The 26588-nt window shown below is 72.3% G+C and carries 21 protein-coding genes; 5 read left to right on the top strand and 16 right to left on the bottom strand.

What is annotated here, in order from left to right; all coding sequences use genetic code 11:
• Nucleotides 1-8: 8 nt before the first annotated feature.
• The 7 genes from Q2K16_RS24735 to Q2K16_RS24705 all read right to left on the bottom strand — a co-directional run bounded on the left by Q2K16_RS24735 (nucleotide 9) and on the right by Q2K16_RS24705 (nucleotide 9584).
• Nucleotides 9-1937, bottom strand: coding sequence for a phage baseplate assembly protein V (locus Q2K16_RS24735; RefSeq protein ID WP_302740557.1), 1929 nt, complete (start codon nucleotides 1935-1937; stop codon nucleotides 9-11).
• A 13-nt stretch (nucleotides 1938-1950) separates the two neighbouring features.
• Nucleotides 1951-3081, bottom strand: coding sequence for a phage tail protein (locus Q2K16_RS24730; RefSeq protein ID WP_302740555.1), 1131 nt, complete (start codon nucleotides 3079-3081; stop codon nucleotides 1951-1953).
• On the bottom strand, nucleotides 3081-3566 hold the full coding sequence (locus tag Q2K16_RS24725) for a phage tail protein (protein WP_088643770.1): 486 nt from the start codon (nucleotides 3564-3566) through the stop codon (nucleotides 3081-3083). The genes Q2K16_RS24730 and Q2K16_RS24725 overlap by 1 nt, the downstream gene beginning before the upstream one ends.
• A gap of 102 nt (nucleotides 3567-3668) precedes the next feature.
• Complete coding sequence (locus tag Q2K16_RS24720; protein ID WP_302740553.1) at nucleotides 3669-4652, bottom strand: eCIS core domain-containing protein; 984 nt, start codon at nucleotides 4650-4652, stop codon at nucleotides 3669-3671.
• A 2424-nt stretch (nucleotides 4653-7076) separates the two neighbouring features.
• Nucleotides 7077-7493, bottom strand: a complete 417-nt coding sequence (locus Q2K16_RS24715; RefSeq protein WP_302740551.1) for a hypothetical protein — start codon at nucleotides 7491-7493, stop codon at nucleotides 7077-7079.
• Nucleotides 7480-7962, bottom strand: a complete 483-nt coding sequence (locus Q2K16_RS24710) for a phage tail protein (RefSeq protein ID WP_088643766.1) — start codon at nucleotides 7960-7962, stop codon at nucleotides 7480-7482. The genes Q2K16_RS24715 and Q2K16_RS24710 overlap by 14 nt, the downstream gene beginning before the upstream one ends.
• A gap of 56 nt (nucleotides 7963-8018) precedes the next feature.
• Nucleotides 8019-9584, bottom strand: a complete 1566-nt coding sequence (locus Q2K16_RS24705; RefSeq protein WP_302740548.1) for a phage tail sheath family protein — start codon at nucleotides 9582-9584, stop codon at nucleotides 8019-8021.
• A 179-nt stretch (nucleotides 9585-9763) separates the two neighbouring features.
• Between Q2K16_RS24705 and Q2K16_RS24700 the strand changes: the two genes are divergently transcribed.
• The 4 genes from Q2K16_RS24700 to Q2K16_RS24685 all read left to right on the top strand — a co-directional run bounded on the left by Q2K16_RS24700 (nucleotide 9764) and on the right by Q2K16_RS24685 (nucleotide 13061).
• Nucleotides 9764-10381, top strand: coding sequence for a Pvc16 family protein (locus Q2K16_RS24700; RefSeq protein WP_302740546.1), 618 nt, complete (start codon nucleotides 9764-9766; stop codon nucleotides 10379-10381).
• Nucleotides 10382-10494: 113 nt separating this feature from the next.
• On the top strand, nucleotides 10495-11847 hold the full coding sequence (locus Q2K16_RS24695) for a COG1470 family protein (protein WP_302740544.1): 1353 nt from the start codon (nucleotides 10495-10497) through the stop codon (nucleotides 11845-11847).
• Nucleotides 11844-12635 carry a helix-turn-helix transcriptional regulator gene (locus Q2K16_RS24690; RefSeq protein ID WP_302740543.1) on the top strand — a complete coding sequence of 264 codons (792 nt, stop codon included), beginning with the start codon at nucleotides 11844-11846 and terminating at the stop codon, nucleotides 12633-12635. The genes Q2K16_RS24695 and Q2K16_RS24690 overlap by 4 nt, the downstream gene beginning before the upstream one ends.
• Nucleotides 12636-12668: 33 nt before the next feature.
• Nucleotides 12669-13061 carry a PAAR domain-containing protein gene (locus Q2K16_RS24685; protein WP_302740541.1) on the top strand — a complete coding sequence of 131 codons (393 nt, stop codon included), beginning with the start codon at nucleotides 12669-12671 and terminating at the stop codon, nucleotides 13059-13061.
• A gap of 84 nt (nucleotides 13062-13145) precedes the next feature.
• On the opposite strand, the gene Q2K16_RS24680 is transcribed toward Q2K16_RS24685, so the two are convergent.
• From Q2K16_RS24680 to Q2K16_RS24665, 4 genes are all read right to left on the bottom strand, one after another.
• On the bottom strand, nucleotides 13146-14837 hold the full coding sequence (locus Q2K16_RS24680; protein ID WP_302740540.1) for a choice-of-anchor D domain-containing protein: 1692 nt from the start codon (nucleotides 14835-14837) through the stop codon (nucleotides 13146-13148).
• 112 nt (nucleotides 14838-14949) lie between these two features.
• The gene (locus Q2K16_RS24675; protein ID WP_302740538.1) at nucleotides 14950-16176 is read right to left on the bottom strand and encodes a hypothetical protein; all 1227 of its coding nucleotides are present in this window, start codon (nucleotides 16174-16176) and stop codon (nucleotides 14950-14952) included.
• A gap of 454 nt (nucleotides 16177-16630) precedes the next feature.
• Nucleotides 16631-18808, bottom strand: coding sequence for a S8 family serine peptidase (locus Q2K16_RS24670; protein WP_302740537.1), 2178 nt, complete (start codon nucleotides 18806-18808; stop codon nucleotides 16631-16633).
• Nucleotides 18809-19055: 247 nt separating this feature from the next.
• Nucleotides 19056-19730, bottom strand: a complete 675-nt coding sequence (locus Q2K16_RS24665) for a TetR/AcrR family transcriptional regulator (protein WP_302740535.1) — start codon at nucleotides 19728-19730, stop codon at nucleotides 19056-19058.
• Between the two features lie 54 nt (nucleotides 19731-19784).
• Here Q2K16_RS24665 and Q2K16_RS24660 point away from each other — a divergent pair, with 54 nt between their 5' ends.
• Nucleotides 19785-21269, top strand: coding sequence for an MFS transporter (locus tag Q2K16_RS24660; RefSeq protein WP_302740533.1), 1485 nt, complete (start codon nucleotides 19785-19787; stop codon nucleotides 21267-21269).
• 393 nt (nucleotides 21270-21662) lie between these two features.
• On the opposite strand, the gene Q2K16_RS24655 is transcribed toward Q2K16_RS24660, so the two are convergent.
• The 5 genes from Q2K16_RS24655 to Q2K16_RS24635 all read right to left on the bottom strand — a co-directional run bounded on the left by Q2K16_RS24655 (nucleotide 21663) and on the right by Q2K16_RS24635 (nucleotide 25383).
• A complete protein-coding gene (locus Q2K16_RS24655; RefSeq protein ID WP_302746594.1) occupies nucleotides 21663-21944 on the bottom strand; it encodes a GntR family transcriptional regulator in 282 nt (93 codons plus the stop codon).
• Between the two features lie 517 nt (nucleotides 21945-22461).
• A complete protein-coding gene (locus tag Q2K16_RS24650; RefSeq protein WP_302740531.1) occupies nucleotides 22462-24354 on the bottom strand; it encodes a recombinase family protein in 1893 nt (630 codons plus the stop codon).
• Nucleotides 24351-24848: a hypothetical protein gene (locus tag Q2K16_RS24645; protein ID WP_302740530.1), complete on the bottom strand. Its 498-nt coding sequence runs from the start codon at nucleotides 24846-24848 to the stop codon at nucleotides 24351-24353. Before Q2K16_RS24645 ends, Q2K16_RS24650 begins: the two co-directional genes overlap by 4 nt.
• The gene (locus Q2K16_RS24640; protein ID WP_302740528.1) at nucleotides 24845-25000 is read right to left on the bottom strand and encodes a hypothetical protein; all 156 of its coding nucleotides are present in this window, start codon (nucleotides 24998-25000) and stop codon (nucleotides 24845-24847) included. The genes Q2K16_RS24645 and Q2K16_RS24640 overlap by 4 nt, the downstream gene beginning before the upstream one ends.
• Before the next feature lie 170 nt (nucleotides 25001-25170).
• The gene (locus Q2K16_RS24635) at nucleotides 25171-25383 is read right to left on the bottom strand and encodes a hypothetical protein (protein WP_302740526.1); all 213 of its coding nucleotides are present in this window, start codon (nucleotides 25381-25383) and stop codon (nucleotides 25171-25173) included.
• Nucleotides 25384-26588 lie beyond the last annotated feature (1205 nt).

Raw genomic sequence — 26588 nt, 5'->3', positions numbered from 1 at the left:
GGCACTCCTCAGTTGAGCTGGATGGGTTTGCCCTTGATGGCGGTCGACGCGGTGCCGCTGATGTTGACCTGCGTACCGCTGATGTCGACCGTCTTGCCCTTGAGCTTCAGGCTGGTGCCGCCGTCGAGGGTGAGGCTGCCGCCCGGCCCGGCCTTGATCTCGACGGCGGTCTGTCCGGTGCACTCGATCAGCAACTTGCCGGGTTTGTCGGGCGCACAGCGCAGGGTCACCGTGCCGGCCACCTGGTCCATCGCCAGCGAGAGCTTGTCGCCCCGGGTGCCGAGCACCACGTCGGCGGCGGTCGGCTGCCCCTTGCCGCCGGGCGGCACCTCGTCGTGGAAGACCAGCCGGCTGCCCGACGGCGACAGCAGGCCGCGCCGGATCACCGAACTGGTCTGCCCCACCGACTTCACCCCGCTCGCCCCCGGTTTCGTCGACGACGACTGGCCGCCGTCCAGGCCGTAGCCGGTGTGCCGGCTGGGCAGGCTGCCGAGCACGTACGGGCGGCGTACGTCGCCGAACTCGAAGGCGACGAGCACCTGGTCACCCGGCTCCGGCACGAAGAACGCGCCACCGCTCGGGCCGGCGAAGAGCTGCCCCACCGGCGCCCAGTCGGTCTCGTGGTCCGGCGACAGCCAGGGCAGCGCCAGGGTGACCCGGCCCAGGTTCTGCGGGTCCTTGACGTTGCTGACCACCCCGCAGACCACCCCGTCGATCCGGGCCGGACCGCCCGGGTCACCGCCGCCGCCGACGTTCGCCAGTCCGAGCAGCGAACGGTCCTGCGTCCCGCCGACGGTGAACTCGGTGCGGTAGCCCTCCTCGGCCTCGTCGAAGACGTGCCGGGCGGCGCTGAGCGTCCAGGTGCCGGCGAACGGTGCGGGCACCCCGTCCACCCTGACGGCCTTGCCGGCGACCAGCCGGGCGTCGCCCAGCGCCTCCCCCTCCGCCTCGGCGAACCCGCCACCGATGCTGGCGGCGAGCCCCTTCGCGACCTGGGTGACCGCGCCGTCGGCCCGGCCGGGCACGGGCAGTCCCCGGCCGACCAGGACGTGCGCGCGGGGTCCGGGGGCCGGCCCGACGTCACCGACCGCGCTGTTACCGGCCCGTGGCGGTGCCGCCGCGCCCCGGGGGACGAACGTGTCGGCGGCGGCGGTCGGCGTCCGGCCGGAAAGGCTCACCCCGTCGGCGGTGGTCGCGGTACGGCTCGCCACCGCCGTCGCCGCGACCGGGTCCCAGGCGCGCACCTCGACCTCGGGGGCGAGGTTGCCGGCGCTGACCCGGGGCAGGAAGCGGCGCAGATTGCCCCGGAAGGTCAACGGCAGCGGGCTGCCGGCCCGGCGGGCGGTGGCCGCCCGCCGGAAGTGGAACCGGTCCCCGTCGGCGCCGATCTCGTAGCCGATCTCCCGGGCGCGGGCGCTGAGGAACTCCCAGTCGGTCTGGGCCACCTGGGACAGGTGGGCCAGCCGGCCGGTGGTGGCGTCGATCGTGCCGACCGACAGTTTCGCGGCGGTCGCCACCTGGCGGGCGACGTCGGCATCCGACTGGTTGAGGAAGGTACGGGTCCGCCGCACCCGGTGCAGCCGGTGGTCGTGGGTGTAGCCGCGCACCACCACGTGGGCGCTGAGGTCCACGAAGTGCCCCTCCACGGCGGTCACCTCGCCGCTGATCAGCCGGTGCTCGGCCGAGCCGTCCCCGGTCGGGCCGAAGACCTGCACGGCGGTGCCCAGCTCCAGCCCGGCCGTGCGCAGCACGCTGCCGTCGAGGTCGGCGAAGGTCAGCTCGAACATGTCAGGCAGGGCGGCCTGGGTGTCCACCACCACCCGTACCAGTTGGTCGGCGGCGGCCGTCGGCAGCGCCCGGCCGGCGGTGCCGACGGTGACCCGGGGGCGCAGGGTCGCCGTGCCCCAGAGCAGGCCGTGCCGGTCGATCGCGGTCATCGTCTCGCCCCCACTACCGCCGCGCCCCGACGGACGCGCCCCTGGCCTGCGCCCGCATCGGGTCGTCCAGCCCGCTGGCCAGCGCCCGCTGCCGCCACTGCGCCGGGTCGGTCCGCACCGACCGGGTGGGCACGGGGCCGCCCCGCTTGGGGAAGATCTCCCCCTCGATGACGATCAGGTCCAGGGTGGCCTGGGCCCGCACCGGCTGCCCCTCACCGTCGAACCGGGTCAGGTTGACGTTCAGGGTGCTCAGGTTGACCGCCATCGACAGCTTTCCCCAGGTGAACGTCAGCCGGGGCAGCTCGATGCTGGACGCGGTGCGGCTCTGCTCGTCGACGCTCGGCGGGCCGGAGAAGGCGATCAGCTTCTGCACGTCCTGGGCCACCCCGGCACCGACCAGCAGCACCTCGCCCGCCATCACCCGCAACGCGGTGTCGGAGGTGAGTTCCACGCCCCGACCCCGGCCGACGAGCTGACTGGCCCGGGAGGATCGGGTGATGCCCATCTTGGCCGGGTTGTAGGAGAACGTGACCCGACCGAGCGTCGGCGACGACAGGGTGGCCGTCTCCGCCTTGGCCTGGAGGTCGGGGAAGAACCCCTCGTGCACCAGCTCCAGCCGTTCCACCGCGACCTGGTTGCTGTCCGAGGAGAGGTCCGGACCCGTCCACGACGACGGCCGTACACCGTAGAGCAGCCAGCTGGTGGCCGGTTCCCCGTCGGCGTCGAGCAGGGTGATCCGGGCGGTGGTGCGGGTGTCGTCGCCGGTGCCGTCCTGCCACGAGCGCAGCACCCCGACCAGCCACTGTTGCAGTTGCGCGGAACTCTCCCGGTGCACCGCCCGTTCCAGCACGATCGGGGCGTAGCTGACCTCGCCGGGCAGGTGGTACTGGCCGACGTAGTCCCCGGTCACCCGGACCACCTCGGGCCGGAAGTCGGCCCGCAGGCCCCGGCAGGAACGCCACAGCCCGATCTGGACGTCACCGATGGTGACCTGGAAACGCATCGCCAGGCCGAGCTTGAGGGTCCGTCGGACCCCCGGCCCGTCCCGGAACATCTGGAGCAGGCCGCCGGAGGCGAGCCCCTGCGCGGTCTGGCTCGGGTCGCCCAGCATCCCGCCGAGCTGCCCTGCGGAGACGGCGGCCATCAGAGCGAGAACTTCACGTCGTCGTGCAGGAATCCGGTGTGCGCCAGTTCCAGCGTCTCGACCGCCACCCCGCTGTGGCTCGGGTCGAGTTCCGACACCGACCAGCCGACCGGGAAGAAGTGCTTCAGGTCCCAGCCGACGATCTTCAGGCCGACGCTGTCGACGAGCTGGATCGTGCCGCTGAGCGGTCGGTACCGGTTGGCCTGCTGGCAGAGCCACTCCTGGACGACCTGCGAGTCGAAGCAGACCGCCCGGCTGAGCCTGATCCGGCTGTAGGTCGGCTCACCCACGTACGTGAAGACGTCGTTGCTGTCCCCGGCCCGGTACTCGCAGACCTGCCAGGTCACCCCCAGCCCGGAGACCCGGGACCAGGAGCCGAGGTTGTACCGCTCGTCGTCGATGACCACGAGGTACCTGTGGTTGACGCCGGTGACCTCGAAGAAGCCGCCCATCAAGCGGGCCGCGGTGGAAAGACCGCCTGCCATCGTTTCGCCCTCCTCGTCGCCTCGTCCTGGCCCCGCGTCCGTGCGGTCGTGCCACCTGCCGTGCCTCGTGTCACCTGTCGTGCCTCGTGCCGCCCGGCGTGCTCAGCGGAACTGGGTCAGCCGTCCGCTGCGTTCCCGGTCGACCAGCAGTTCCTGCCGCAGCCGTCCGCGTAACCGCCCGTAGAGGCGGCCGGCCAGTTCCTCCAGGTCGTCGGGGTTCTCCAGGTCGACCGGCCGGCCCGGCGACCGGTCCTGCCCCCGGTCGGCGTCCCGGTCCGGCCGGGCCGCCGTCGCCCGTCCCCGGTCGGCCACCGTGCGCAGCTCGGCCCGGAGCCGCTCCACCGCGTCGCGTACCTCGGCGATCCGGCCCGCCCTCCGGTCGATCGCGGGTGCCGCCGTCGCGGCGGCCACCTCGGCCCGCAGGGCGTCCGGTGGCGGCCCGGCCGGCGGGGCGGCGGCCGGATCCTGCTGCTGGTCGAGTTCGCCCCGCACCAGCGCCCGCAGGTCGTCGAGGGTGGCCGCCGGTGCGTCCATCGACGCCCGCTGGAGCGGGTGGGCGGCGGCCGGCGGGCCAGTCGGCGCGGCCGGCGGTACGCCCCCCGCACCGGGCCTCGCCCGCCAGGTCAGCCCGCCACCGGGGGTGGTCCCCCAGGTGCCGGCGGCAGCCGGCGGTGTCGGCGCGGCACCCCCGCCGGCCGGCGGCGCGACGGGTGGCAGTGGACCTCCGACACCCGGCCCGCCACCGTCGCCGAAGGCGCGCTCGGCGGCGAGCGCCCGCGCCTCCAGGTCCCGGCCGACGCCTGTCGACTCGGCCGGCGGTGCCGTCCCGAACGCCCGCTGCTGCACCACGTGGGCCAGTTCGTGGGCGAGCAGCGCGCGGGCGGGCGGCGCGTCCAGCGGCCCGGCCGACGCCGGCAGCAGCACCTCGCCGCCCCGGGTCGCCGCCCGCGCCCCGGCCTGCTGCACCGCCTCCGTGGCCGCCGCGCCGCGCCACACCGGCACCGCCGCGACGTCCACGCCGTACTGGTGCCGGAAGCCGTCCACCAGTGCGGCCGGCACCTGCTCCGGCAGCTCGGGGTCACCCATCGGAGTGGTCGGCGGTCCCGCGCGGTGCGTCAGCGGCCCGCTCCGGTCCACCGTGGTCGGCGTCGGACCCGGCCGTCCGTCCGCCACCACCGGCACAGCGGGCACGACCCCGATGGGGTACGCCGGGACCTGCGCGTCGCTGGGTGGCACGGCCGGCGGCCGGTCGACCCACCCGGCCGACGGTACGGGCGGGTGCGGGACGCCGGACGGCACCGCTTCCGCCTGTCCCGGGCCGGCCGACGGCTCCTGACCGGCCCGGCCGTGATCCCGGTCCACTCCGGGCGCAGGCCCGGCCGGCGGGGACTGCTCCGGACGCCGGGTGAGGAAGAAGGACGACGGCGGGGACACCGGCTCGGGGCGGTACGTGTCACGCCCCGCCGCCGGACCGGGCCGACCATCCCCGGTGTCGTGCGCCGCCGCCGGACCCGGCCGATCGTCCGCGATGTCGCGCCCCGCCGTCGAACCCGGCCGGTCGTCCGCGATGTCGCGGCCCGCCGGGCCTGGCCGGCTCTCCGAGATCGGCCGTTGGTCGGGGTCTTCGACCGGCCGGTTCTCGGACACCGGCCGCTCGGCGGGGTCCGTGCCCCGGGTCGGTGCCGTGACGCCCGCGTCAGGCGAGGTCACGCCACCCGGAGTCCATCCGGCCGGCTGCGTCCGTTGTGCCGGGAAGGGCACCGATCCGCCCACGGCACCGGCCTCGTCGAGCGTCCCGTCCTGGTGGCCCGTCGGCCCGGTCGCCTGCGCCGGGTGCTCCGGACGGTTCTGCCCGACGCCCGCCGAGCCGTCCCGCCGACGGTCGGCGGGGACGCCCCGGTCGCTGCCGGTGGCATCGTCCGGGTAGACCCGGCTATCCGGGTCGGCCTGGTCCTGCGTGGCAGACCCGGCTTCCCGGGCGGCGGACCCGACGAGCCCCGTCACGGCAGCGGTGGGCGGGGCGGTCGTGCCACCCGGGTCGACTGGTCCCTGTTCCGCAGGGGACGCCGGCTCCGGACCCGATCGGGTGGTCCTCGGGCGGGCGGTGCGGCCCCGACGTCCGGCGAAGGCCACCTCGACCGGGCGCACCTCACCGGCCGACGGCGGAGCCCCCTCCGGGTCGCTCCGACCGTCGTGACCCGGGCCGGCGGTGGCCGCACGCAGGCCGGTGTCCGGCTGCGCCGGCCGGGCACGCCCGCCGCCGGCCGACGCTCGGGACTCCTCGGCTGCCCGGGTGGCCTCCGCCGCCAGGTAGGCGACCTCGAATCCCGGCGGCGGCCAGACCTGCGCGGTGGGCAGGCCGGCGGCGGCGAACTGCGCTGCGGTCCGGGCCGCTGCGGCATCCGCCCCGGCACCGTCGGATCGCCAGGCGGACGTTCGTCCCTGCGGATTCTCCGGCCCGCCCGGCGGACCCGATGCCGGGAAGGCAGCCGCTCCCCCGGGCCTGCCCACCGCCCCGCCCGGGCCACGTTGCACGGCCGGGCCCTGGTCCACGGCCGGACCACCGGCCACGTTCGGACCCGCGCCCGGCACCGGACCGCTGTCCCCAGCCGGACCCGGGACCGCCCGCGGCACCACCGCCGACCCGTGGCCGAGGGCCGGACCGTGGTCGGAAGCCAGGCCATGATCGAGGGCCGGACCGTGGCCGGGAATCAGGCCATGATCGAGGGCCGAACCGTTGCCGGGAGTCAGAGCGTGGTTCGGTGCCGGGTCCGGCATCGCGGTCGGGCCGTGCAGGTCGGTCGGGGCGCGAGACGCAGTCGGGTCCGGTGCCCGGGGCACGGCCTGCAACGGCCGGTCCGGCTCGCGGACGGCTCCCGGCGCGAGGCCGCCCCACCAGGTCGGATCGGCGGGCGACGGCATCCCGTTCGCCGGGCCGGCAGCCGGTTGCGGGACGCCCGAAACGTGGCCGCCCGAACGTGGAAACCACGACGCGTCGTTGCCCGTCGGCGGTGTCTGGTACGCCACCGGACCGACAGGCCGCACGTCACCCGACCCGGCTGCCGCCGCCCGGACCGGAGCGGAAGGCGTCCACCCGGTCGGAGCGGAAGGCGTCCACCCGACCGGACCGGTCGGCGGGCGGCGGGTCGCAGCGGTGTCGTACCGGATCGGGGTCGGGTCGGTGACCGCAGCCGGGCCGGCGAACGGGCGGACCTGGTGAGCGGCGGTGGTCGGGGGCAGCGACGGACCCGGCGTGGCCGTCCCCGGCGGTGGGATGGTCACCATCGCCGAGGCGGGTGCCACCGTCAGCAGGGGCAGGCCCGGCAGGACCGGGTACCCGTCGGCGGGCACCGGCGACGCGACCGGAACCGGCGCGACCGGCACAGCCGGCGGTGCCCCGACCGTCCGGCGGCGACGCGGCCAGAACTGCTGTCCGGGCCGTAACGACCAGGCCATGCCCACCTCCTTCAGGTTCCGGTACGGGTGTGCGGCGTCGCGCTGCCGGGCGGGTCAGGATTCGGCAGGTCGGCCGCCGGCCAGGTCCACCGCGAAGCGCCCCCCACAGCGGGGGCAGGCCACCTCGGCCCCGGTGTGCCCCTGCTGGTTGATCCGCCGGTAGAGGTCCTGGAGGAAGGCCAGGTCGGAGGCGAAGAGGTGCTCGATCACGTCGACGTCGACGGCCTGCACCCCGCCGATGCGGGTGACCGTCCGGGCGAGCAGCAGCACGGTGAGGAACGCCGGATTCTGGCGTACCCGGGGATCGCCCTGGGGGGTGATCTCGTCGCGGGCGGTGGCCAGCCGCATGGTGCCCTCGCGGTGCACCCCGCCCCGGTCGTCGACCAGCCCGCGCGGCAGCACGAACGGGTACTCGGTCCGCAGGCCCGCCGCCGGTCCGGCGGTGGGCTCGGCGAGGCTAGATCCGCGCATTGAAGTCGAACAGGTCGTCGCACATCAGCGTGACCGTCTGGTAGACGATGTCGGTGGCCCCGGCCTTGACCCCGCTGACCTCCACCCGCGACGGCCAGGCGTTGGTCATCATGTACGTCAGCCGGGCGTCGCCGTTGAGGTCGTCACCGGGGCCGTAGAGCTTCAACGCGCAGTCCCGGTAGGCGTCGTACATCATGTTGCGCACCTTCTGGTGCCAGAGCCACAGGTCGCCGTTGAGGTCGAGGCCCCGCTTGAGGGTGACCGTCGGCGGCTTGGTGCGACCGAAGTGCCGGGAGAAGATCGGCCCGGTCGTGCCGGCGGCCATGTACTCCGCGTTCTCCACCTCGCTGCTGATCCCGACCAGTTCGGCGAAGTTGATCGCCGACATGCCCGGCACCTCCAGCCGGAAGACGGCGGCACTGATGATCTGGGTGTTCTGCTTCGGGTCCTGGGTACCCTGACCGGCCATGCTCGTTTCTCCTGGTCTCGTCGTCGCTCAGGTCGGGTGCTCGCCGCCGGGGCCGGTCAGTCGCCGGAGCCCTGGGAGAGCTGGGAGAGTCGGAACACCACGAACTCGGCCGGCTTGACCGGGGCGATGCCGATGTCGACGGTGAGGATGCCCGCGTCGAGGTTCTCCGGCGGGTTGTTCTCGGCGTCGCACTTGACGAAGAACGCCTCGGACCAGGTGTCGCCCATCAGCGCGCCGCTGCGCCAGACCCGGCGCAGGAACATCGTGATGACCCGGCGCACCGCGTCCCAGAGGCGCGGGTCGTTGGGCTCGAAGACCACCCAGTTGGTGCCGAGCAGGATCGACTTCTCGATCCAGTTGAACAGCCGCCGGACGTTGAGGTAACGCCACTCGGCGTCGCTGGACAGGGTGCGCGCGCCCCAGATCCGGATGCCCTGCCCGGGGAAGGCCCGGATGCAGTTGACCCCGATCGGGTTGAGCTGGTCGTGTTCGCCCTTGGTCAGCCCGCTCTCCAGGGCGAGCGCGCCCCGGATGATCTCGTTGGCGGGTGCCTTGTGGACGCCCCGGGTGTCGTCGTTGCGGGCCCACACGCCCGCGACGTGCCCGCTGGGCGGCATGAAGACCGCCCGGCCCTGCGCCGGGTCCATCACCTTGACCCAGGGCCAGTAGAGGGTCGCGTACTTGGAGTCGTAGCCGGCGACGTCCATCCGCCACTCCTTGAGGCGCTGCGGGTGCAGGCCAGGCGGCGGGTCGAGGATGGCCACCCGGTCACCCATCAGTTCGCAGTGCGCGATCATCGCCAACTGGACGGCCTTGAACGCCTCGTCGTCGATGGCTCCCCTCTGGTGGGCGGCGGCCAGGTCGGGGACGCAGAGCATGGTGATGTCCTCGATCGCCTCCAGCCCGGCGAAGCCGGTCCGGTCGCTGACGTCACCGACGTAGTCCTCGGCGCGTACCCGCAGGTCGCCGGTGCCGGTCGTGGTGGCCGGCAGCGCGGGCGCGGCGAGGGTGATCTCGGTGCCGCGTCGGGGCGGGGCGAGGGTCGCGCCCTTCGCCTCCTCGATCTGGATCAGCTTGGACTGCTGGCGGACGGCGGTGACCACGTTGCCCGCGCCACGCTTGGTGGTCAGGTTGTCCAGCGTCTCGACCGGCTTGCCGGCCTGCTTGACGACGAGCTTGAACGCGTCGTCGCCGCCCTCGGAGGCGTCGGCGACCTCCACCGAGAGGTCCTGGCCGGGCGGGCCGGGCAGGGCCGCCCGGACGGTGAAGGAGAGCCGGCCGTTGTCGCCGGCCGCCGGTACGGCCGCAGCCGCGTACGACTCACCGGCGGCGGGGCCGTCAGCGGAGTCGGCGTCGGCACCACCACCCACCCGGACCACGTACGCGGAGCCGCCCCCGTTGAGGAAGTAGCCGTAGACCGACAGCGGCAGGAAGCTGCCCGCCACGAAACCACCGAAGGTGCGGGTGTACTGCGTCCAGTTCGTGATCAGCGTGGGCTCGTCGACGGGCCCCTTCTCGGCGAAGCCGACGAACGCGGCGACGGCCGTCCCGACCGCCTCGATCGGCCTCGACCCGGAGGAAACCTCCTCCACGTAGACGCCCGGCGACAGATACGTCGGCATCGAACCTCCTGTACGACTGTGTGATGGGGCCGAGCCTGCCAACGCCGACCGGTCGTCAGGGCTGCCCGCCGGGACGCCGCCGGGGTAGGCACCGCTGCCCCCAAGGGCAACCGATCCGCCCCGACGGCCTGCCCGGCCGCCGCCCGCAGTCCCGTTCGGGCAGCCGGCAGGGTGGACGGATGATCTGGGATGTCGACCTGTCGGTCCGGGCCTGGTTGGGCCACTACCTGCCGGCGGACGTGCCTGTCGTCTTCGACCCGCCGGACCGGTGCGCGCAGCGTGCCGACGGTGACCTGGTCTCGGCGTTCCTGCTGGACGTCGAGGAGGACTCCGCGGGCGTCTCGGCGACCTGGGACGAGCTGCGCGACGCCGACGGCCAGCTCGTGGGTCGTCGGCCGCCGGGCCGCCGGTACCGGTTCAGCTACCTGTTGACCGCCTGGGCCGCCGACACCGAGCGGGAGCACCGGCTGCTGGGTGACCTGCTGGTCGGCTGCGCGAGCTGTACCGCCCTGCCGTCGGGGTTCCTCACCGGTGCGGTCGCCCGCGCCAACCAGCCGGTGGTGGTGCGCAGCGCGCCCCGCCGGGAGGGGGACACCGGTTCCGCCTGGGTGGGGTACGGCGGGACCGCCCGGACCGGGCTGCACCTGCAACTGCTCGTGCCGTTCGTGCCGGAGACGCAGACCGACCTGGCTCCGCCCCCGCGCGAGGTCAGCGTCAACAGCGGTGGTGGCCGGCCCGCCGGTCCCGGTGCGGTGGCGGGCCGGCGGCCGAGGGGCGGGATCAGCGAGCCACGCTGACGGCCCGCTGCCCGATCCGGCGTTCCGCTGCCCGTTCAGGTAGCCACGGCTGCCCCTTGGTGTTCCTCGTTCGTGGTTCTGCCGGCTCCGCCCGCGCGGCGAGACTGCCCCGCATGAGTGTCGCTGTGGGACTTGTCGAGACCGACCTCACCGTCGCCGCGGGCGGCACGGTCGGCTGCACCGTCCGGGTGCGTAACACCGCCGCCGTCGTCGACCAGTTCACCCTGGACGTGGTCGGCGACGCCGCACCGTGGGCCGAGGTCGAGCCGGCGACGATGAACCTGCTGCCCGGCACCGAGCAGGAGGCGCGGGTGACGTTCACGCCGCCGCGTGCGGCGACCGTGCCGGCCGGCGGCGTCGACTTCGGGGTACGGGTCCGGGGGCGGGAGAATCCCGAGGGTTCGGTGGTGGAGGAGGGCACCGTCACCGTGCAGCCCTTCGTGGAGCTGGCGACGGAGCTGGTGCCGCGTACCTCCCGGGCGCGGCGCGCCGCCCGGCACCAGTTGGTGATCGACAACACCGGCAACGTCGAGACCACGGTCGAGGTGCTGCCCGCCGACCCCGACCGGTTGCTGACGTTCCGGGTGCTGCCTGCCGCGCCGGTGCTGCGGCCGGGTACTGCCACGTTCGTGAAGCTGCGGGTACGCCCCCGGCGGCGGTTCCTGCTCGGCCCGGACCGCAACCTGCCGTTCCAGGTGGCGGTGACCCGTCCCGACGCCGAACCGATCACCAGCGACGGCCTGCTGGTGCAGCGGTCCGTCCTGCCGGCCTGGTCGCCCCGGGTGGTGCTGGTGGCAGCCGCGGTGGCGGTGGCCCTGGTGGGGCTCTGGTTCGCGGTGCTCAAGCCCACCGTGCAGTCGACCGCCAAGGAGGCCGCCCAGGTGGAGACCAAGGAGTTGTCCCAGGAGGTCGCCGAGGTGAAGACCCAGGCCAGTGAGGCGGCGCAGACCGCCGAGAAGGCCGAGAAGGTGGCCAACGTCGCGGCCGGCGTCAGTCCGAAACCGAGCGCGTCACCGAGCCCGACGACCGACACCGGAAAGGGCAACGGCAACGGGCCGGGCGGCCAGGCCGGGACGCTTGACAACGCCGACCCGGAGACCGCCGCCGACTTCCGGGTGGCGACCAGCGCGTCGCCGACCACCGCCAACGAGTTCACCCTCTCCACCTACCGGCCGGCCGAGAAGAAGGTGCTCTGGGTGACCGACATCGTGTTGCAGAACCCGCACGGCGACGCCGGTCTGCTCCAGGTGCGGCGGGGCGACACGGTGCTGCTGGAGACCGGCCTGAACAACTTCCGGGACCTGGACTACCACTTCGTCCAGCCGCTGCGGTTCTCCGCCGGCCAGCCGGTGACGGTCGCGGTGAAATGCGCGAACCCGGGCACCACGGCGTGCACCCCGGCCGCCTACTTCGCCGGTCAACTCGTGCCGGTCGCGCCCACCCCGAGCCCCTCCCCGAGCCGATGAGCGACCCGCACCCCGCCGCCCGGCAGACCCCGGGCACGCGCCCCGCCGCCCGGCAGACCCCGGGACCGCACCGCGCCGCCCGGCACGCCCCCGCCCCGCATCCCGTCGACCCGGACGGCACCGTCGACCCGGCGGAGACCGTCCACCCGGAGCCGGTCCGCGCGGCGGTCCGCTCCCGCGACCCGATCTCCCAGGCCGGGGTGACGGCCCAACTCGGCACCGTCGGGGCGGACGAACCCGCCGGCGCGCGGCCGGTCGTGGTGGCCGGCCCCGACGACGCCCCGGACATCCTGGTGATCGTCGCCGACACGGTGGACGGGTGGCTGCTGGCCCAGCTCGACGCCCTGACCGGGCGGCCGTCCCCCCGACCGGTGCTGGTGGTGGGGCAGCTCGACGACACCGCCGGCCTCCAGGCGATCGAGGCGGGCGGCCTGAGCCTGGTACGCCGTTCGGAGAGCACCGCCACCCTGCTGCGCGAGGTGGTCCGGGCCGCCGCCCGGGGCGAGGCGCGGCTCCCCACCGACCTGCTCAGCTCGCTGCTGACCCGGGTCGGTCGGGCGCAGCGGCAGGTGTTGGCGCCCCGGGGGTTGACCATCCTACCGCTGTCCCCGCGCCAGCTCGCCGTGCTCCGGATGATCGCCGCCGGGGCGGACATCGCGACGATCGCCCGGGAACTGTCGTACTCGGAACGCAGCATCAAGAACATCGTGCACGAGATCACCACCCAGCTCGGTGTCCGTAACCGCACCCAGGCGGTCGCGCACGCCATCCGCGAGGGGCTGATCTGATCCCGTCCCGTCGGTCCAGGGGAGGTCGTGGTCGTGGGCGTACCCGCGGCGAAGCTCGGTGACAAGGTGGTCGGCACCGACACGCACATCGTCATGGTGCCCTCACCGACCGGGCCGGTGCCGACACCCACCCCGATGCCCTTCGCCGGAACGATCGCCAACGGGTGCAGCACCGACGTGCTGATCGAGGGCAAGCCGGCCGCCGTCGTCGGTAGCGTCGCGGTGAACGCCCCGCCGCACGTGCCGACCGGTGGGCCGTTCCAGAACCCGCCGAACAACCAGGGCACGATCATCGCCGGCAGCCCGCTGGTGCTGATCAACGGCAAGCCGGCGGCCCGGCACGGCGACAAGGTCAACACCTGCAACGATCCCGCGCCGCTGCCGGCCGGCAGCATCGTCGCCACCGGTCAGGTGCTGGTCGGCTGACCGGGCCGCGCGCCACCCGGGGGGCGGCCCGGGTCCAAGTCCGGGCGCCGGGTGCGGTCCGGGGCGCCCTGGCGGGTGGGCCGGTCAGCGGCGGCTGGTGAAGGGCCCCGGCTGGGCGGTCGCCGACTGCACCAGGAACGTGCCGCTTGTCACCTGGCCGACCGCCGGCACCGAGGCGAGCGCGGCCCGGGGGCCGGCGAGACCCTCCTCGAAGACCACCATCGGCACCGCGAACCGGCCGGACGCGTCGGCGACAGCCGTCACCGCGCCGGTGCCGTCGACCCAGGTGACCAGCACCTCGGCACCCGCCGGGAAGCCCTGGCCGAGCGCGGTGACCACCTGGCCGGGACGGCCGACACCCGGGTTGAACTGCAACGTCGGGCTGCGGCCAGAGACGCTCAGGGCCAGCGACTGGGCGGCGACCCCGCCGGTGTCGGTGGCGCTGGCGAGGCTGAGCACCGACGTGGCCGTGCCGATCGCCCGGGGGGTGGCGGTGAGCGCCATCGTGCAGGACCGGGCGACGGCCAGCACCCCGGCGCAGGTGGAGCCGGTGACCGCGAAGACCGCCGGGAGGGGTTGTTCGGCGAGGGCGGCGGCCACGGTCAGCGGGTAGTCGCCGGTGTTGGTGAGGGTCACCGTCCGGGCCGCCGAGGGCACCCCGAGCGGGGCCTCGCCGAGGTCGAGCGTGGCGGCGTCGGAGTGCAGCACCGGTACGTCGGGTGCCGCGCCGCTGACGGTCACGGTCAGGCGCTCCGGCTCGCCCTGCACGATGCCGTCCACGGACACGTCGAGCCGGCAGACGTACTCCCCGTTGCGGGCTGCGGGGTCGACCGCGACGGAGACGGTGAGGTCGACGGTGCCGCCGCTGTCGACGGTCTGCTCCGCCGGGGTGACGGAGGCCGTGAGCTGCGGGTCGCAGTCGGTGACGTGGGCGGCGACGGTGCTCTGGATGGCGCGGACGCCGGCCAGGATGGCGTTGGAGACCTCGGACGGGCCGGCGGCGTTGAGCAGCACGCCCCCGGTCCGCCTGGTGATCTCGGTGAACTGTCCGGACTGGTCGAGGGAGTAGCTGCCCGGGTTGCCGACGTCCACGGCCACCACCCGGACACCCCGGGTGGTCAACGCCCCGATGGTGCCGGCGAGGTCGTGGCCGACGCTCGGGTCGTGCGACGGCGCGTCCCCGAAGATCACCACAATCGGGCTGCTCTCGGCCCGCAGGGTCACCGCTCCGGTGGCGACGGCGTGCAGGGCGTTCAGCCCGGCCTCCGGGTCGTCGCCACCACCCTCGGCGGTCCAGACGTTCACCGCGTCCTGCACCTCGGACGGCACGGCGGTCAGGTCCCGGTTGAGCCGGAAGACGAACTCGTCGCCCTCGTCCCGGAACTCGGCGACTGCGAACCGGGCGTCGGGCTGCACGCCGCTGATGTCCTCGACGATCCGCTTCGCGTTGACCCGGACGTCGTTCAGCGCCGCCTGCATGCTGCCGGTCGTGTCGGCGAGCAGCACCACGTCGGGGCGGGGCGGGATGGTCGCGGTGGTCACCGTGCGGGTGACCACCGCCGAGCCGCCGGGGGTCAGCCCGAGGGTCGTCCCGGCCGGTTCGCCGACCAGGGGGGCGACGCCGTCACCCACGCTGATCCGCAACGCCGGGCCGCCTGCCGGTCGCGGTGCCGCGAACAACTCGGCGTACGCGGCCGGCGGTGCACCGGCCACCAGGAGTGCCACCACAGCGAACGCCGACGCGGCGCGCAGGGAACGGGACGCTGACGCTGCCATGGTGGACAGTGAACGCGGCCCGACCGGGTCGACCGCGACCGTGCGGGAAGTTCTGCGGGCAGTCCCGCCTGCCCGTTCGGGCACCGCCCCGGCACCCCCGCCGGCTGTCACCCTACTGCGGGCGGGCCGACAGCACCCGGACGTCAAGCCCGCCGGAGCAGCGCCGGACGACCGCCGCCACGCTCTGCTCGTGGCTGGTCTTCACCGGGTCGACGGTGAAGTACGCCTTGCGGCCCCGGCCGTGGCGCACCACGTAGCTCTCGGCCGTGCCGCCGGCCCACGGGTCCCCGAACGTCTTGAGCACGTTGTAGATCGGGGTGTCCATATCGCTCTCGTCGGTGTAGAACATGACCAGGTCCTTGAACTGCACGTAGTGCGCGTACGCCCCCTCGTCGGTCAGGGTGGCGATGATCCCGGTGTTGTGCGCGTTGAGGGCCGAGTCGATCGTCACCGTGATGAAGACGTACTGCGGGAAGACGTGGATGGTCACCCGGTCGTCCCGGTACATGCGGGGGATCCGGTTCATCGCCGTCCCGATCAGGGTGGCGAGTTCGTCCACGTCCACCCCCCACCGGCTGACGAGAGCCTGGGTCTGCGCCCAGGAGTAGTGGCCGGTGAGGTTGGAGTTGGCCTCCGGGTTCAGGGTGAAGGCCACCCCGATCCTGAACTCGCCGTGCTGCCACCCCGGCGCGTCCTCCCCCTCCACCAGCGGCTCCGCGAACCGGACCGACGTCTCCGGGCCGGGGGCCACCACCAGGTCGTCGTCGGACGCGATGTGGCCGAACGCCCGGTCGTACCCGGAGTGGTCGAAGCTCTCCTCCTCGCTCTCCTCCTCCTTGCCCCGGCCCTGGTGCCGGAGCGCCTCCTCGGCGAGGGCCTGGCAGGAGGTCACGAAGGCGGGCATCACCTCGGGGACGGACAGCGCCATGACGGCGGCCTGCTGCACCTCCTCCCGCCAGAGCGCGAACAGTTGCTCGTCGTCGCGCAGCAGCTCGGCCAGCGTGGCGAAGTCGTCGTCGTCCCGGAGTTCGACAGGCACGTCCGGGTACCGCCGGGCGGTCTCCGCCAGCGCGGTGCCCATCGCCCAGTCGTCCCACGGCCGGGGCAGTTGACGCTCGAACGTGTCGAGCGTCGCCCGCACGTCGTCGCCGTGCCGGTAGGTGACCAGCAGGTACTCCAGGCTGCGGATCAGGTCGTGGCGGTCCGGGTGCGTCTGCTCGATCCACCGGCCGAACATCCGGGTGCCGTAGTCGCCGTCGAGGACGGTGGCGAACTCGACAAGCTGGAAGTAGTCCGGGCTCTGCGTGGCATCGTCCCAGTAGTTCTCTTGCCAGGTCATGACCGCTCTTTTCGGATCGGCGACAGTCGACCCGGCCACCCTGCCCGGACCCCGGCCGCCGCGGTATGCGGCCACCGGCCGCCTTCGGGGCAGTCCCCCCTGCCCCCGCGGGCAAGCCGCCGGGGACCGGCGCGGCGGTGGGTCGGCGGCGCGCGGACGGCGGCCCGCTCACGTCGGCCGGCACGCCGTCGGTGACCGCGGCGAGTTCCCCGGTGCCCGGTGCCGGCAGGTCGGCACGAAGCCGGGCACCGTCGCGGTACGGTGCCGGCGCATCCATCGACGTAGGCGAAGGTCAACGGCCAGCCTGACGCATGAGCATCACCACCGTGGCCCGCCAACAGGCCGCGCCGCCATCAACAGCCGCTTGATCGCCCGAGTCGAGCGGGCCGTGCGTACGGCCAGCCGCCAGTAATGGCAACGCCGTCCGTCTCCTTCCTCCCGTCACCCGGCAACCTCAGCCGGGTGGCACCTCGGGGCCCAGCCCCAAGGCGGCGCGGACCGCCGCCGGGGCGTTCACCAGGCCGGCACCGGCCGCACCACAGTCGGTCGCAGGCCCGGTCACAGGCGTCGCCGTGGAGTTCAGCAGCGCCCGGGTCCGGGGCAGGTCGCCGATCAGCGCCGGGGCCGCCGACCACATCAGCGCCACCACCCCCGCCACCTGCGGTGCCGCCATCGACGTTCCCGACATCTCGCCGTACCCGCCGCCTGGCAACGCCGAACGGATCCGGGCGCCCGGTGCGACCAGGTCCGGCTTGGCACCGGGCCCCCGGCTGGAAAACGCCGCCACCGCACCCACGTGGTCGGTCGCGCCGACGGTGACCACGTCCGGGTACGGTCCCGGCGGTAGATCCACCGTCGCGCAGCCGGGCCCGCCGTTGCCGGCCGAGGCGACCACGAACGTCCCGGCGACAGCGAACGCGGCGGTGGCTGGGACGAACGTGGCGAGGTCGCAACCTTCGACCGCCGGGCAGTTCCACGAGTTGGTCAGTACCTGCGGACCACGGCCAGGCCGCCCGTCCGCGACCGGGTCGCCGCCGACCGGGAACGGCGCCATCATGAACTGCAGGCAGTCCAGGTAGCGGGCCGGGCTGCTCAGGTTGCGGTCCATGTTCACGCAACCGACCCACTGGGCGTCCGGCGCCACCCCGATGCCGCCACCTACCGCCGAGCCGAGCGTGTGGGTGCCGTGGCCGCTGTGATCGACCGGTGCCCGGGTGCCGTTCCACGGATCCAGCCAGGAGTCACCGCCGCCCCGAAAGTTCGCGGACAGCGCCGGATGGGTGCCGTCCACCCCGCTGTCGGAGGCGCCGATGACCACTCCGGCGCCCCGGACCCCCATCTCGGACCAGACCCGGTCAGCCCCGATCGCCGTGATGTTCCAGCCGTCGCCGGGCACCGGGTCGGCCGGGCCGCCGTCGGTGTCGACCGGCAGGGGCAGGGGCCGCAGGTGCGGGCTGAGCAGCACCCGGCCGACATCGGCTCGACGTTCCAGCCAGGGCCGCAGCCACGGACCAGCGTCCACCTCCAGCGCATTGATCAGATAATATCGGGTGTAGTCGATCCCGAGACGGTCCAGATCGTGGCGTAGACCGGCCTGGGTACGTTCGGCCTGCCTCACCAGCCGGTCGTGCACCTCGCTGGCCCGCGCGTCCCGGCCGGACGGGCCGATCCGCGAAGTATCGATATCGGACAGGTTGGCCTGGTCGGCGAGGATCACGAACAGCCGGTCGCCGTGGAACCCCGGCTGCCCGGCGCCGACGTACACCACCATGCCGACCAGCAGCAGCGCTGCCGCGTACCCTCGCCCGGGAATCATGAAGCGGAAGAGCACGCCAGCGGTGACCGCGATCGCGGCCGTCCCCACCCCGGCGATCGCGGTCCAGATCGGCACGTCCCGGCCGGTCAGCATCACGGTGACCTCCTCCGGACCGACGAACGCCAGCGGCCCGAGCACGCCGAACCCGGCCAGCACCCCGACCGCCACCCGGCCCCGCATCCGGGCGACCGCGAACCCGGCCGGTGCCAGCGCGAGCACCGCCAGGTTCGAACCTGGCTGACCAACACCGGCGGCGATCAGAACCAGACCGACACCGAGAACCAAGCCGTTCCCGGGGTACGCCGGGGCGAGCACCGCCGCGGCCAGCCACCCGACCGCGCCCGCCGCGATCACCGCAAGCGCCGTCTCGACGGGTCCGCCGAGCGCGCCCACCCACAGCCAGGGCAGCAGCAGCCCCACCCCGGCGACGATCCCGGCCGGAACGGTCCGGTGCTCGGCCGGCCGGCGGTTCCGCGCGATGAGCACGCCCAGCGCGGCCAGCACGGCGAGGACCGACAGATAGAGCTCGTGCTCGGGAATCGGCACGAACCGGGCCGTGCCGAGCAGCAGACCACCCGCTGCGGCCCACACCCAGACCCGGGCCACCGCGTCCCGTCCGCGGACCGCGAGCAGCACGGACGGCATCGCGGCCAGCACCGCGCCGAGCGCACCGTACGCGACCGCGGTCCCGCCGCCGGGCTGCTCCCCGGCCGTCTTGACCGTGTCCTGTCCGGCCTGCCACGCAAGCCACTGCGCCGTCACACTGATCGCGACCGCCCACACCCCGGCCCCGACCACCCGCCACGACTTCACCATCCGCGGAAGGTACAACATGGGTGGCTCACGTCGGCGCTGGCGGCGGTGACGATGACGGCGAGGAGCAGGGGCGAGGGTGCCGGTGATGATGCCCCGTTTGCGGCCGGTGAGTTGGTGGTTGAGTGCGGTGACGATGCCTTCTTGGCGTCGTTCTTTTCGCTGGGAGCTACGGGCGGCCCGGGGAGCCGAATGGCTCGTTTCCCGCCGGGCCTGACCAGGGGAGCTGACCCAGGGGGAAAGGGCGAGGTCAGGTGGTGGGTAGCCCGTCGATGATCGTGGAGAACGCCCACCGCAGGCGCTGCTGGCCGGTGCCGGAGAAGATCTCCTCCCGGACGCGGACCAGGTGTGGGTAGGTGTCCGCTTGCGCCTCGGCCACCGCGAGAACGAGGTCTTCTTGCTCGCCGTCGGACTCGGCGGACTCGGCGCGGCCGCTCTGTTCGGCGGCGGTCGCGGTGGCGTGCTGCAGGAGGAGGTCGACGCCCCATGCGGCCTGCCTGGCCGGTAGGCCGCCGGCGAGGAGTAGCCCGACGATCGTGTCGAGCAGGCGGAGGTAGTGGGGACCGGACGGGCGTAGCGTCAGCGCCGACCGGGCCAGGCTGGGCTGGGCGAACAGCAGCTCGGTGTAGGAGGACAGCACGCCGATCAACTGCTCCCGCCAGTCGCCCGGCCGCGGCGAGCCGTCCAGGTCCAGCCCGGCGACCAGGTCGTCGAGCATCGCCCCGTGCAGCTCGGCGGTGTTGCGTACGTAGACGTACAAGGACGCGGGGCCGGTGTCGAGTTCCGCGGCGAGCCGCCGCATCGTCAGCCGCTCCAGCCCCTCCTCCCGCATGATGCGCAACGCGACCGCCACCACGCCTTCGCGGCTCAACGCCGGCTTGGCGGGGCGGTCGCGGCGACTGACGGGAACACGGCGAGGACTCATAACGAGATCGTAGCGAACACGTTCGCGATTCGAGCGGCCTGTGAAATGACGAACATGTTCGTCATGTTCCTTGCTCGTAACGAACGCGTTCGTCACAGTGAAGGCATGACCTCAACCACCGCACCCACCGGTGCTCCCGCGGCTGGTTCCACGATGTCGACCAAGGCCATCTGGTTGACCCTGATCGTCATCCTCATCGCCGACGCGCTCGACCTGATCGACGCCACCATCACCAACGTCGCGGCCCCCAGCATCGTGCGCGACATCGGCGGGGGCGAAGCGCTGGTCAAATGGCTAGGCGCCTCCTACGCTCTCGCTCTGGGCTCTCTGCTGGTGCTCGGCGGGCGGATCGGTGACCGGTTCGGCCAGCGCCGCACCTTCCTGATCGGCATGACCGGCTTCGTCGCCGCCTCGGCGCTCGCCGGACTTGCGCCCGGCCCGGCAGTCCTGGTCACCGCCCGACTCATCCAAGGCGCCTTCGGTGCGTTGCTGATCCCGCAGGGCATGGCCATCATGACCCGGACCTTCCCCCGCGAAACCCTCACCAAGGCGTTCGGCGCGTTCGGCCCGATGCTGGCCATCTTCGGCGTGGGCGGCCCGATCCTGGCCGGCTTCCTCATCGACGCGAACCTGTTCGGCCTCGGCTGGCGTCCGGTCTTCCTGATCAACGTCCTCGTCGGCGGCCTCGGGCTGCTGCTAGCCGTCAAGACCCTGCCTCACGTCGCTCCCGACCCTACGACCCGCATCGACTGGACCGCCGCCGCGCTGCTGAGCGGCACCATGCTCACCCTGCTCTACGGGCTGATCGAGGGCTCCAGTGCGGGCTGGACCATCGTCCCGGTCAGCTGCATCGCCGCCGCGCTCGTGCTGTTCACCGCTTTCACACACCGTCAGCGCACCTCGGCCAGCCCGCTGATCAAGCCGAGTCTGCTGCGCAACCGCGGTTTCGCCTCCGGCCTGGTCCTCGGCCTGCTGGTATTCGCCGCGTTCAACGGCCTGACGTACGTGATCTCCCTGTTCTTCCAGTACGGCCTGCACTACACACCCACCCACACCTCGCTGAGCCTGCTCCCGCTGACGATCGGCATCATCATCGGCTCCGGCACCTGCATGGCACTGATCGCCAAACTCGGCCGCGTCCTCGTGCTCGCCGGCCTGCTCGTCACCGCCCTGGGCGCCGGTCTGTTCCTCGCCGCCGTCAACCACTACGGACTGCACACCAACGGCTGGCTCCTCGCTTCGATCACCCTCGTCATCGGCATCGGTGCCGGCATCTGCTTCGGCTCGATCTTCGACACCGCCCTCGGCGACATCGATCACGACGAAGCCGGCGCCGCCAGCGGCTCGCTCAGCGCCGTACAGCAGCTCGCCGCCGGCGTCGGCTCGGCCGTCGTCACCACCGTCTACTTCCACACCCTCGGCGGCGGCCAGGCCCACGCGATGATCACCAGCCTGGTCACCGTGCTCGGCCTGTGCCTGCTCTGCCTCGCTGCCGTGCCACTGCTGCCCAAGCGAGCCGCCGACCTCGAGCACCACTGACCGCACCCTCACCGATCTTAGACAGCCCAGAGACGCCTTGACACTCCCGGAAGATCAGCGGCGGTGACGGGACTGCACAAACAACGGCGGATATCGATCGTGAGGAGATACGCCACGATGACGACCGAGCCGAGTGCCGCGCAGGAGCCCGTGACCGGGCTGGGTAGGGACTGCGAAGTTGGGTTTTCGCCACACTCCCCGTGGTTGGCCGGATGCGTCACCACACCGTCCAGCCGCACCTCCTCGGGGCGTATCAGTGCGGTGGTTGCCGACGGTGAGGCCGCGGAGGATTCCACGGAATCCGTCACGATGGTGGTGCCCCTTCAGGGGAGTGCGGCGAGGCGGGCCTGGGGCTTTGGTCGGCTTCGGGGCCGCCTCGCGCTTGTCGGTCGGTCAGGTCAGGTGCTTCATGACGCGGTCGGGTGCGACCTGGGCATGCGCGAGGGCGGCGCGCAGGTCACCGAGTGCCTGCTTGAGGGTGGCCGGATCTCGCGGACTGGGCAACGCGACAACGAAGGTGCCTCGCCCCTGAACCGGTTCGAGCAGCCCGTCATCGACCAGCACACGCTGGGCCTGACGGATGGTGTTCAGCCCCGCGACGTTGTACTCCTCCTGCATCTCGCTGATCCCGGGCAGTGCTGGGCCGACCGGCCATTCACCGTCGGCGAGCCGGATCAGCGCCGGGATGGTCGCCGCAGCCGTGGACGCGGCGGTGACATGCCGGGCGACCGAAGGCCGGGACGGTGCTGCGTTCCGATCGTGGGGGTGAGTTCACCGGGTCGCTGACCGTGCGGGCGTGTGCCCGGCACGAGCTGCGGCGTTCCACGGGGCGAGGCCCGGATCTGCTGGGACAACAGCCCGGCCGGGTCGTTCTGGTCGACGTTCGAGCACGAGGACTACTACCGTCACACGTACGCCACCCGGACTGAACCTGCTGCTGCGGTTGACACCTGGGCCTGGCGGTTACCACCATGAGCGCCGCCACACGACACTCGGGATGTTGTCACCAATCCGGTACGAGCAGTCCCTGACAGGCACAGCGAATGCTGCTTGAAGACCTGTCCACTGTTCGGGGAACCTCAGAAGGGCTCAAGATCATTGCACGTACTCTGCACGGACGGCTGCAAACGGCGGCCCAGGGTGGCATCCGGCTGCACAGGTCGACCGATCGACGCGGTGACGTATCCGCTGGTCAGATGGAGTTTTGCTGATCTTCGAGGTGCCCCCGGCGGGGCATGTCACAGAACTGCAAATGGTCGCTGCCCCCGTCGTCGGCGGGGGCGGCGTCGTTTGTGCTGGTGTGGTGGTGGGTGGCGGGGCGGGGGCCGTCTGCCGTGGCGCGGGTTAGGCGGGCCAGGTGTGGGGCGGCGTGTTGGCTGACGGTGGCTCGGAACACGACCTGGTTGGTGCGGACGTCGTGGTGGATCTGAACGGCGAAGGCGTCCAGGAGGCGACGGAGACGGTCCGTGGGTAGCAGGCTGAGTTTGACTTCCATCTCGGGAAGGGCGGCGAGGATGTCGGCGCTGCCGGGGTCAGCCGGCATGGCTTCTTCGAGGTGGGCGAGTTCGGCGGTCTTGATCTCGCGGTCACGGTCGAGATGGGCTCGGCGTTCGGAGATTTCGGCGAAGACGGTGCCGTCGGGGTCGTCGTTCTCCTCGATGACCCGTAGGAGGCGTCGGCGGCGGGTGGTGATGTCGTCCAGGGTCCGCCGCAGTACCGCGATTTGTCGCCGTTGTTCGTCGGCTGCCTGTTGGGCGGTGATGTCGAGGCTGCGTTCGGCGAGTCGTACCCGGTCGGGGCCAAGGACGTAGGTGTTGAAGAACCGGTCGGCGAAGTCGAGTAGGACGTCTTCGGTCACCGAGATCATGCTCGGGTGTCCTTCGGGGATGGTCCTCTCTCGGGGTTGGCAGGAGTAGTAGGTGTATCCGGTGACGGTGCGGCCGAACATGCGTCGCTGGCACGGGGCGCACCAGACGTAGGAGCGCAGCGCGTAGACCCGTTTGGTCTGTCGGTGCCGGTTGGGGGTTCCGTGGTGGGCGTCGGCACGTGATCGTTCTCGGGATCGGCTCACGTTCTGTGCGGCGAGGAACGTCTCGATCGGCACGATGCCCGGGTGGGTGGGCTGGGCGGAGACGATCCACTGCTCGCGGGGGTTGACCTTGCCGGGGTGCAGTTTGTCTTTGGTCGAGCGCCGGTTCCAGACCATGTGGCCGGTGTACTTGGGGTTGACGAGGATCTCGCGGACGGCCGAGCCGGTCCATCGTCCGACCGCGCGGGCGGGGTCGACGGGTTGTGGGGGCGGGTAGCGGTCGAGGTCGGTGTTGAGCCGTTCGGCGATGGCCCGGTAGGACAGCTTCTCGTCGATGCGCCAGGCGTAGATCTGCTCGACCACCGGCCCCCGGTCGGGGTCGATCTTTAGCTTGGTCTTGTGCTTGCCTTCCGCCCGCTTGGCGGGGACCGGGTGTTTGTGCTTCTCGGCGAGGTAGCCGTATGGAGGCTTGCCGACGTTCCAGCCCTGGGTGGTGTGTTCCTCGAAGCCGTCCCACGACTTCTCCAGCATTTCGATCATGTACCACTCGGCCACGCCCTGCTTGGTGCGGCGCAGGAGGATCTGGGCGGCGCGTTTGCGGCTGTTCGACTGCATGACCGGCTCGTCGGCGGCCAGCAGAGGCACCCCGGCGAGTTCGAGATCGTGTTCGATTTTGGTGCCCTGGTGGGTCCAGCGGGCGATGCGGTCGATCGACTCGCAGATGACGACATCGAAGCGGCGATCGGGTGAGGTGGCCTCGTCGAGCATGTCGGCGAGGCCGCCGTCTCGTTGCACGGCGATGTCGAACTTTTGCCACGCGGTGCCCCGGCCACGCTGGCTGAGCTCCTTACGGGAGGATTCCACGTCCCAGAACCACGCCACGATGACCATGTTGGGCAGCAGAGCCCGCTCGGAGTTGGTCAACTGCCGGGGGATCGACAGCGTGGGGTCCTGCTGCTCCTCGGTCGAGGTACGCCCGAGAAACGCGACCCGTATCGTCCGCTTCGGGGCAGCGGTGGCGGGTGGGCGGAGCCAGTCGGGCAGGGTGCTCGTCACCGGTGGCCTCCATCGCGGATGAGTTGGGTCAGCACCTCGATGTAGTCGACGCTGCGCAGTCGCCAGGGCATGACCGGCAGCCGGTCACCGTCACGGATCTCGGGGGCGTGGAGGAACTCGATGCCGGCGACCGCGAACGCACGTAGCAGCGCGGTCCTTGTCAACGTGTTGCAGGACAGGCGGTGGACGTCGGTGCTGATCACGAAGTCGAACCGGCGTTCTGGCCGGACCGCCTCGGTGAGCAGGTCATCCAGACTACCGTCACGGCTGATCTCCCGCTCGTGGTCGAGAAAAAGGGTGGCGGGTAGCCGCCAGTAGTCGGGCCGGTTGCCCAGGTCGGAGAACACCGCCGTGATCGCGCCGTCGGGCAGCACCGAGACGCACTGCTGGTACTGACCGCCGAGCACGAGGGCCGCCGTGGCGAGGTCGCTGGCCTCGGCGGTCCGGCCGTAGAACGCCACACGCGGGAGCACTGTCGTGCGGTGGATGTTCATGCCTCGGCCAGGGTGCCGGTAGTGGGGTCAACGGCCCCCGGTGGGCAGATAGCGGCGGTGACTGCCCCATCGTTCGGCGCGATGGCCGGTGTGACGTGGGGGCCGTAGACGACGATGTGCCCGGTGTCGTCGCGGGTGACGGTGGCGTACATGACGCGCGTGCCTCCTGCGGTCAGTTGGTGTCTGGTCAGGCCATGGGCCGACCGCCGGTGCTGCCGGTCGACCCGTGGACGTCGATCACCGCTCAACTCCGTGAAGGGATCAAGACCGCCCCGAGGGCAACACCGGACACGGCACACCGAGTGGCCCGGAGGGCGACCGGTCAGGCGGGCTCGGCGTGGTGCTGCTGGTCGTGAAGCCAGGTCAGCACGTCGAGGATCACCTCGGCTTGCAGCACGGCCAGCCGCCGACCGGCCTCACCATCGAGCACGGTGACGTCGAACCGCACCTCCGGCGCATCACCGCGGGCAATCGTGCCCTCTGCCGACTTCCACTCACCGCGAGCCGAAGACTCGCCACCGGGCGGGGTCGACACCCCGCGATGTCTGCCGTCGTCCGCCTCCGGGGCGGACGGTCCGTGCCCGTCCGGTACTCCCGGATCGGGGGTGCGGGGGGCATGGATAGGGGGAAGGAGTAAACCGGCCGTTGCCGGCTGGGGCCGGCCTCCGGGGGTGGTGGAGCTGGGCTTCGGCATGGGCGTGTGGGCCACGTCCGCCGACAAGCGCTGACACTAAGGGATTACAAATTCGGGCCTCGGATTGGAAACCGCGAGCAACTCGGCATCGCCGCCGACGCCCGGTTGAACAAGATCCTCAACGGGTTGAACACACAGGTCAGGCTCGTGAGGTGCCGGCTTCAGGCGGCACGGGAGCGGTGTGGAACGCCGATGTGATCAGTGAAAGATTGCACAGAATCTTCACCCACTTGAACAAGATCACCTTTTGCTCGAACGTGCGACCTGGCTGAGCGCCTCGGGCCGTGGACGAGATCGCCAGGTGGTGCGGTGCGCCGACACGACCCGTCCGCCAACCCCGTCCGCCGTCCCGGGCGATCGGCGACCTCTTCTCCGCGCCTCGTACTGCGAGGCCGTCCGCACCAACCAGTGCGACCCCGCCGTCCCCGTCCGCCGTCCGCGCCGGACGGCTTTCGTCCCCGCCGCCTACTCACCCTGTCCGACCGTCCCCATCGCAGCGCGCTCGTCCCATGGAGAGGTGACCAGCGGTAAGCCCAAGCCCGAATCCTCGGCGCCCGCTGAGCTTGCATCGGTCGAGCCGATTGGCCGCGAGACACGTGCTGTTCAGGGGTGAGGGTTCTAACGAGAGGTCTAACGAGTGATCCAATGAGGAACGAAACGACCACGAACAGCCGGGTGAGAACGCCCCCTTCAGTACGTCGTACAAGCACGTCAACGGGGGTAAGGAGGGCCGATGGACCGGAACCGACTGATAAGAAATATCCCTTCTACCCGCACATCTGTCACCGGCAGTCTCCCGCCTGGCGGCGTCTGTCGTGGCCACCGAACTCGGCCGACCCACCCCCCGAGAACGTCCCCTGCTCGGCGCACTTCCAGCGGCCGAACTGCGGGATGCCCGTGCGCGCCTATGCCTCGGATCCCGTCCCGGTCAGCTCGTGACCGTCGCCGTCGGTCGCCGACGCGAACCATGAAGTCGGGGCAGCACCCACCGTGGCTGACGCGGTGCGGCGTACTCCTGAAGCACCCGGTCGACGGCGTGGCAGACG

The organism is Micromonospora cynarisoli, assembly GCF_030518815.1.
Lineage (GTDB): Bacteria > Actinomycetota > Actinomycetes > Mycobacteriales > Micromonosporaceae > Micromonospora > Micromonospora wenchangensis.
The sequence above is the reverse complement of the archived record's forward strand: the minus strand, read 5'-3'. Positions and strand labels throughout refer to the sequence as shown.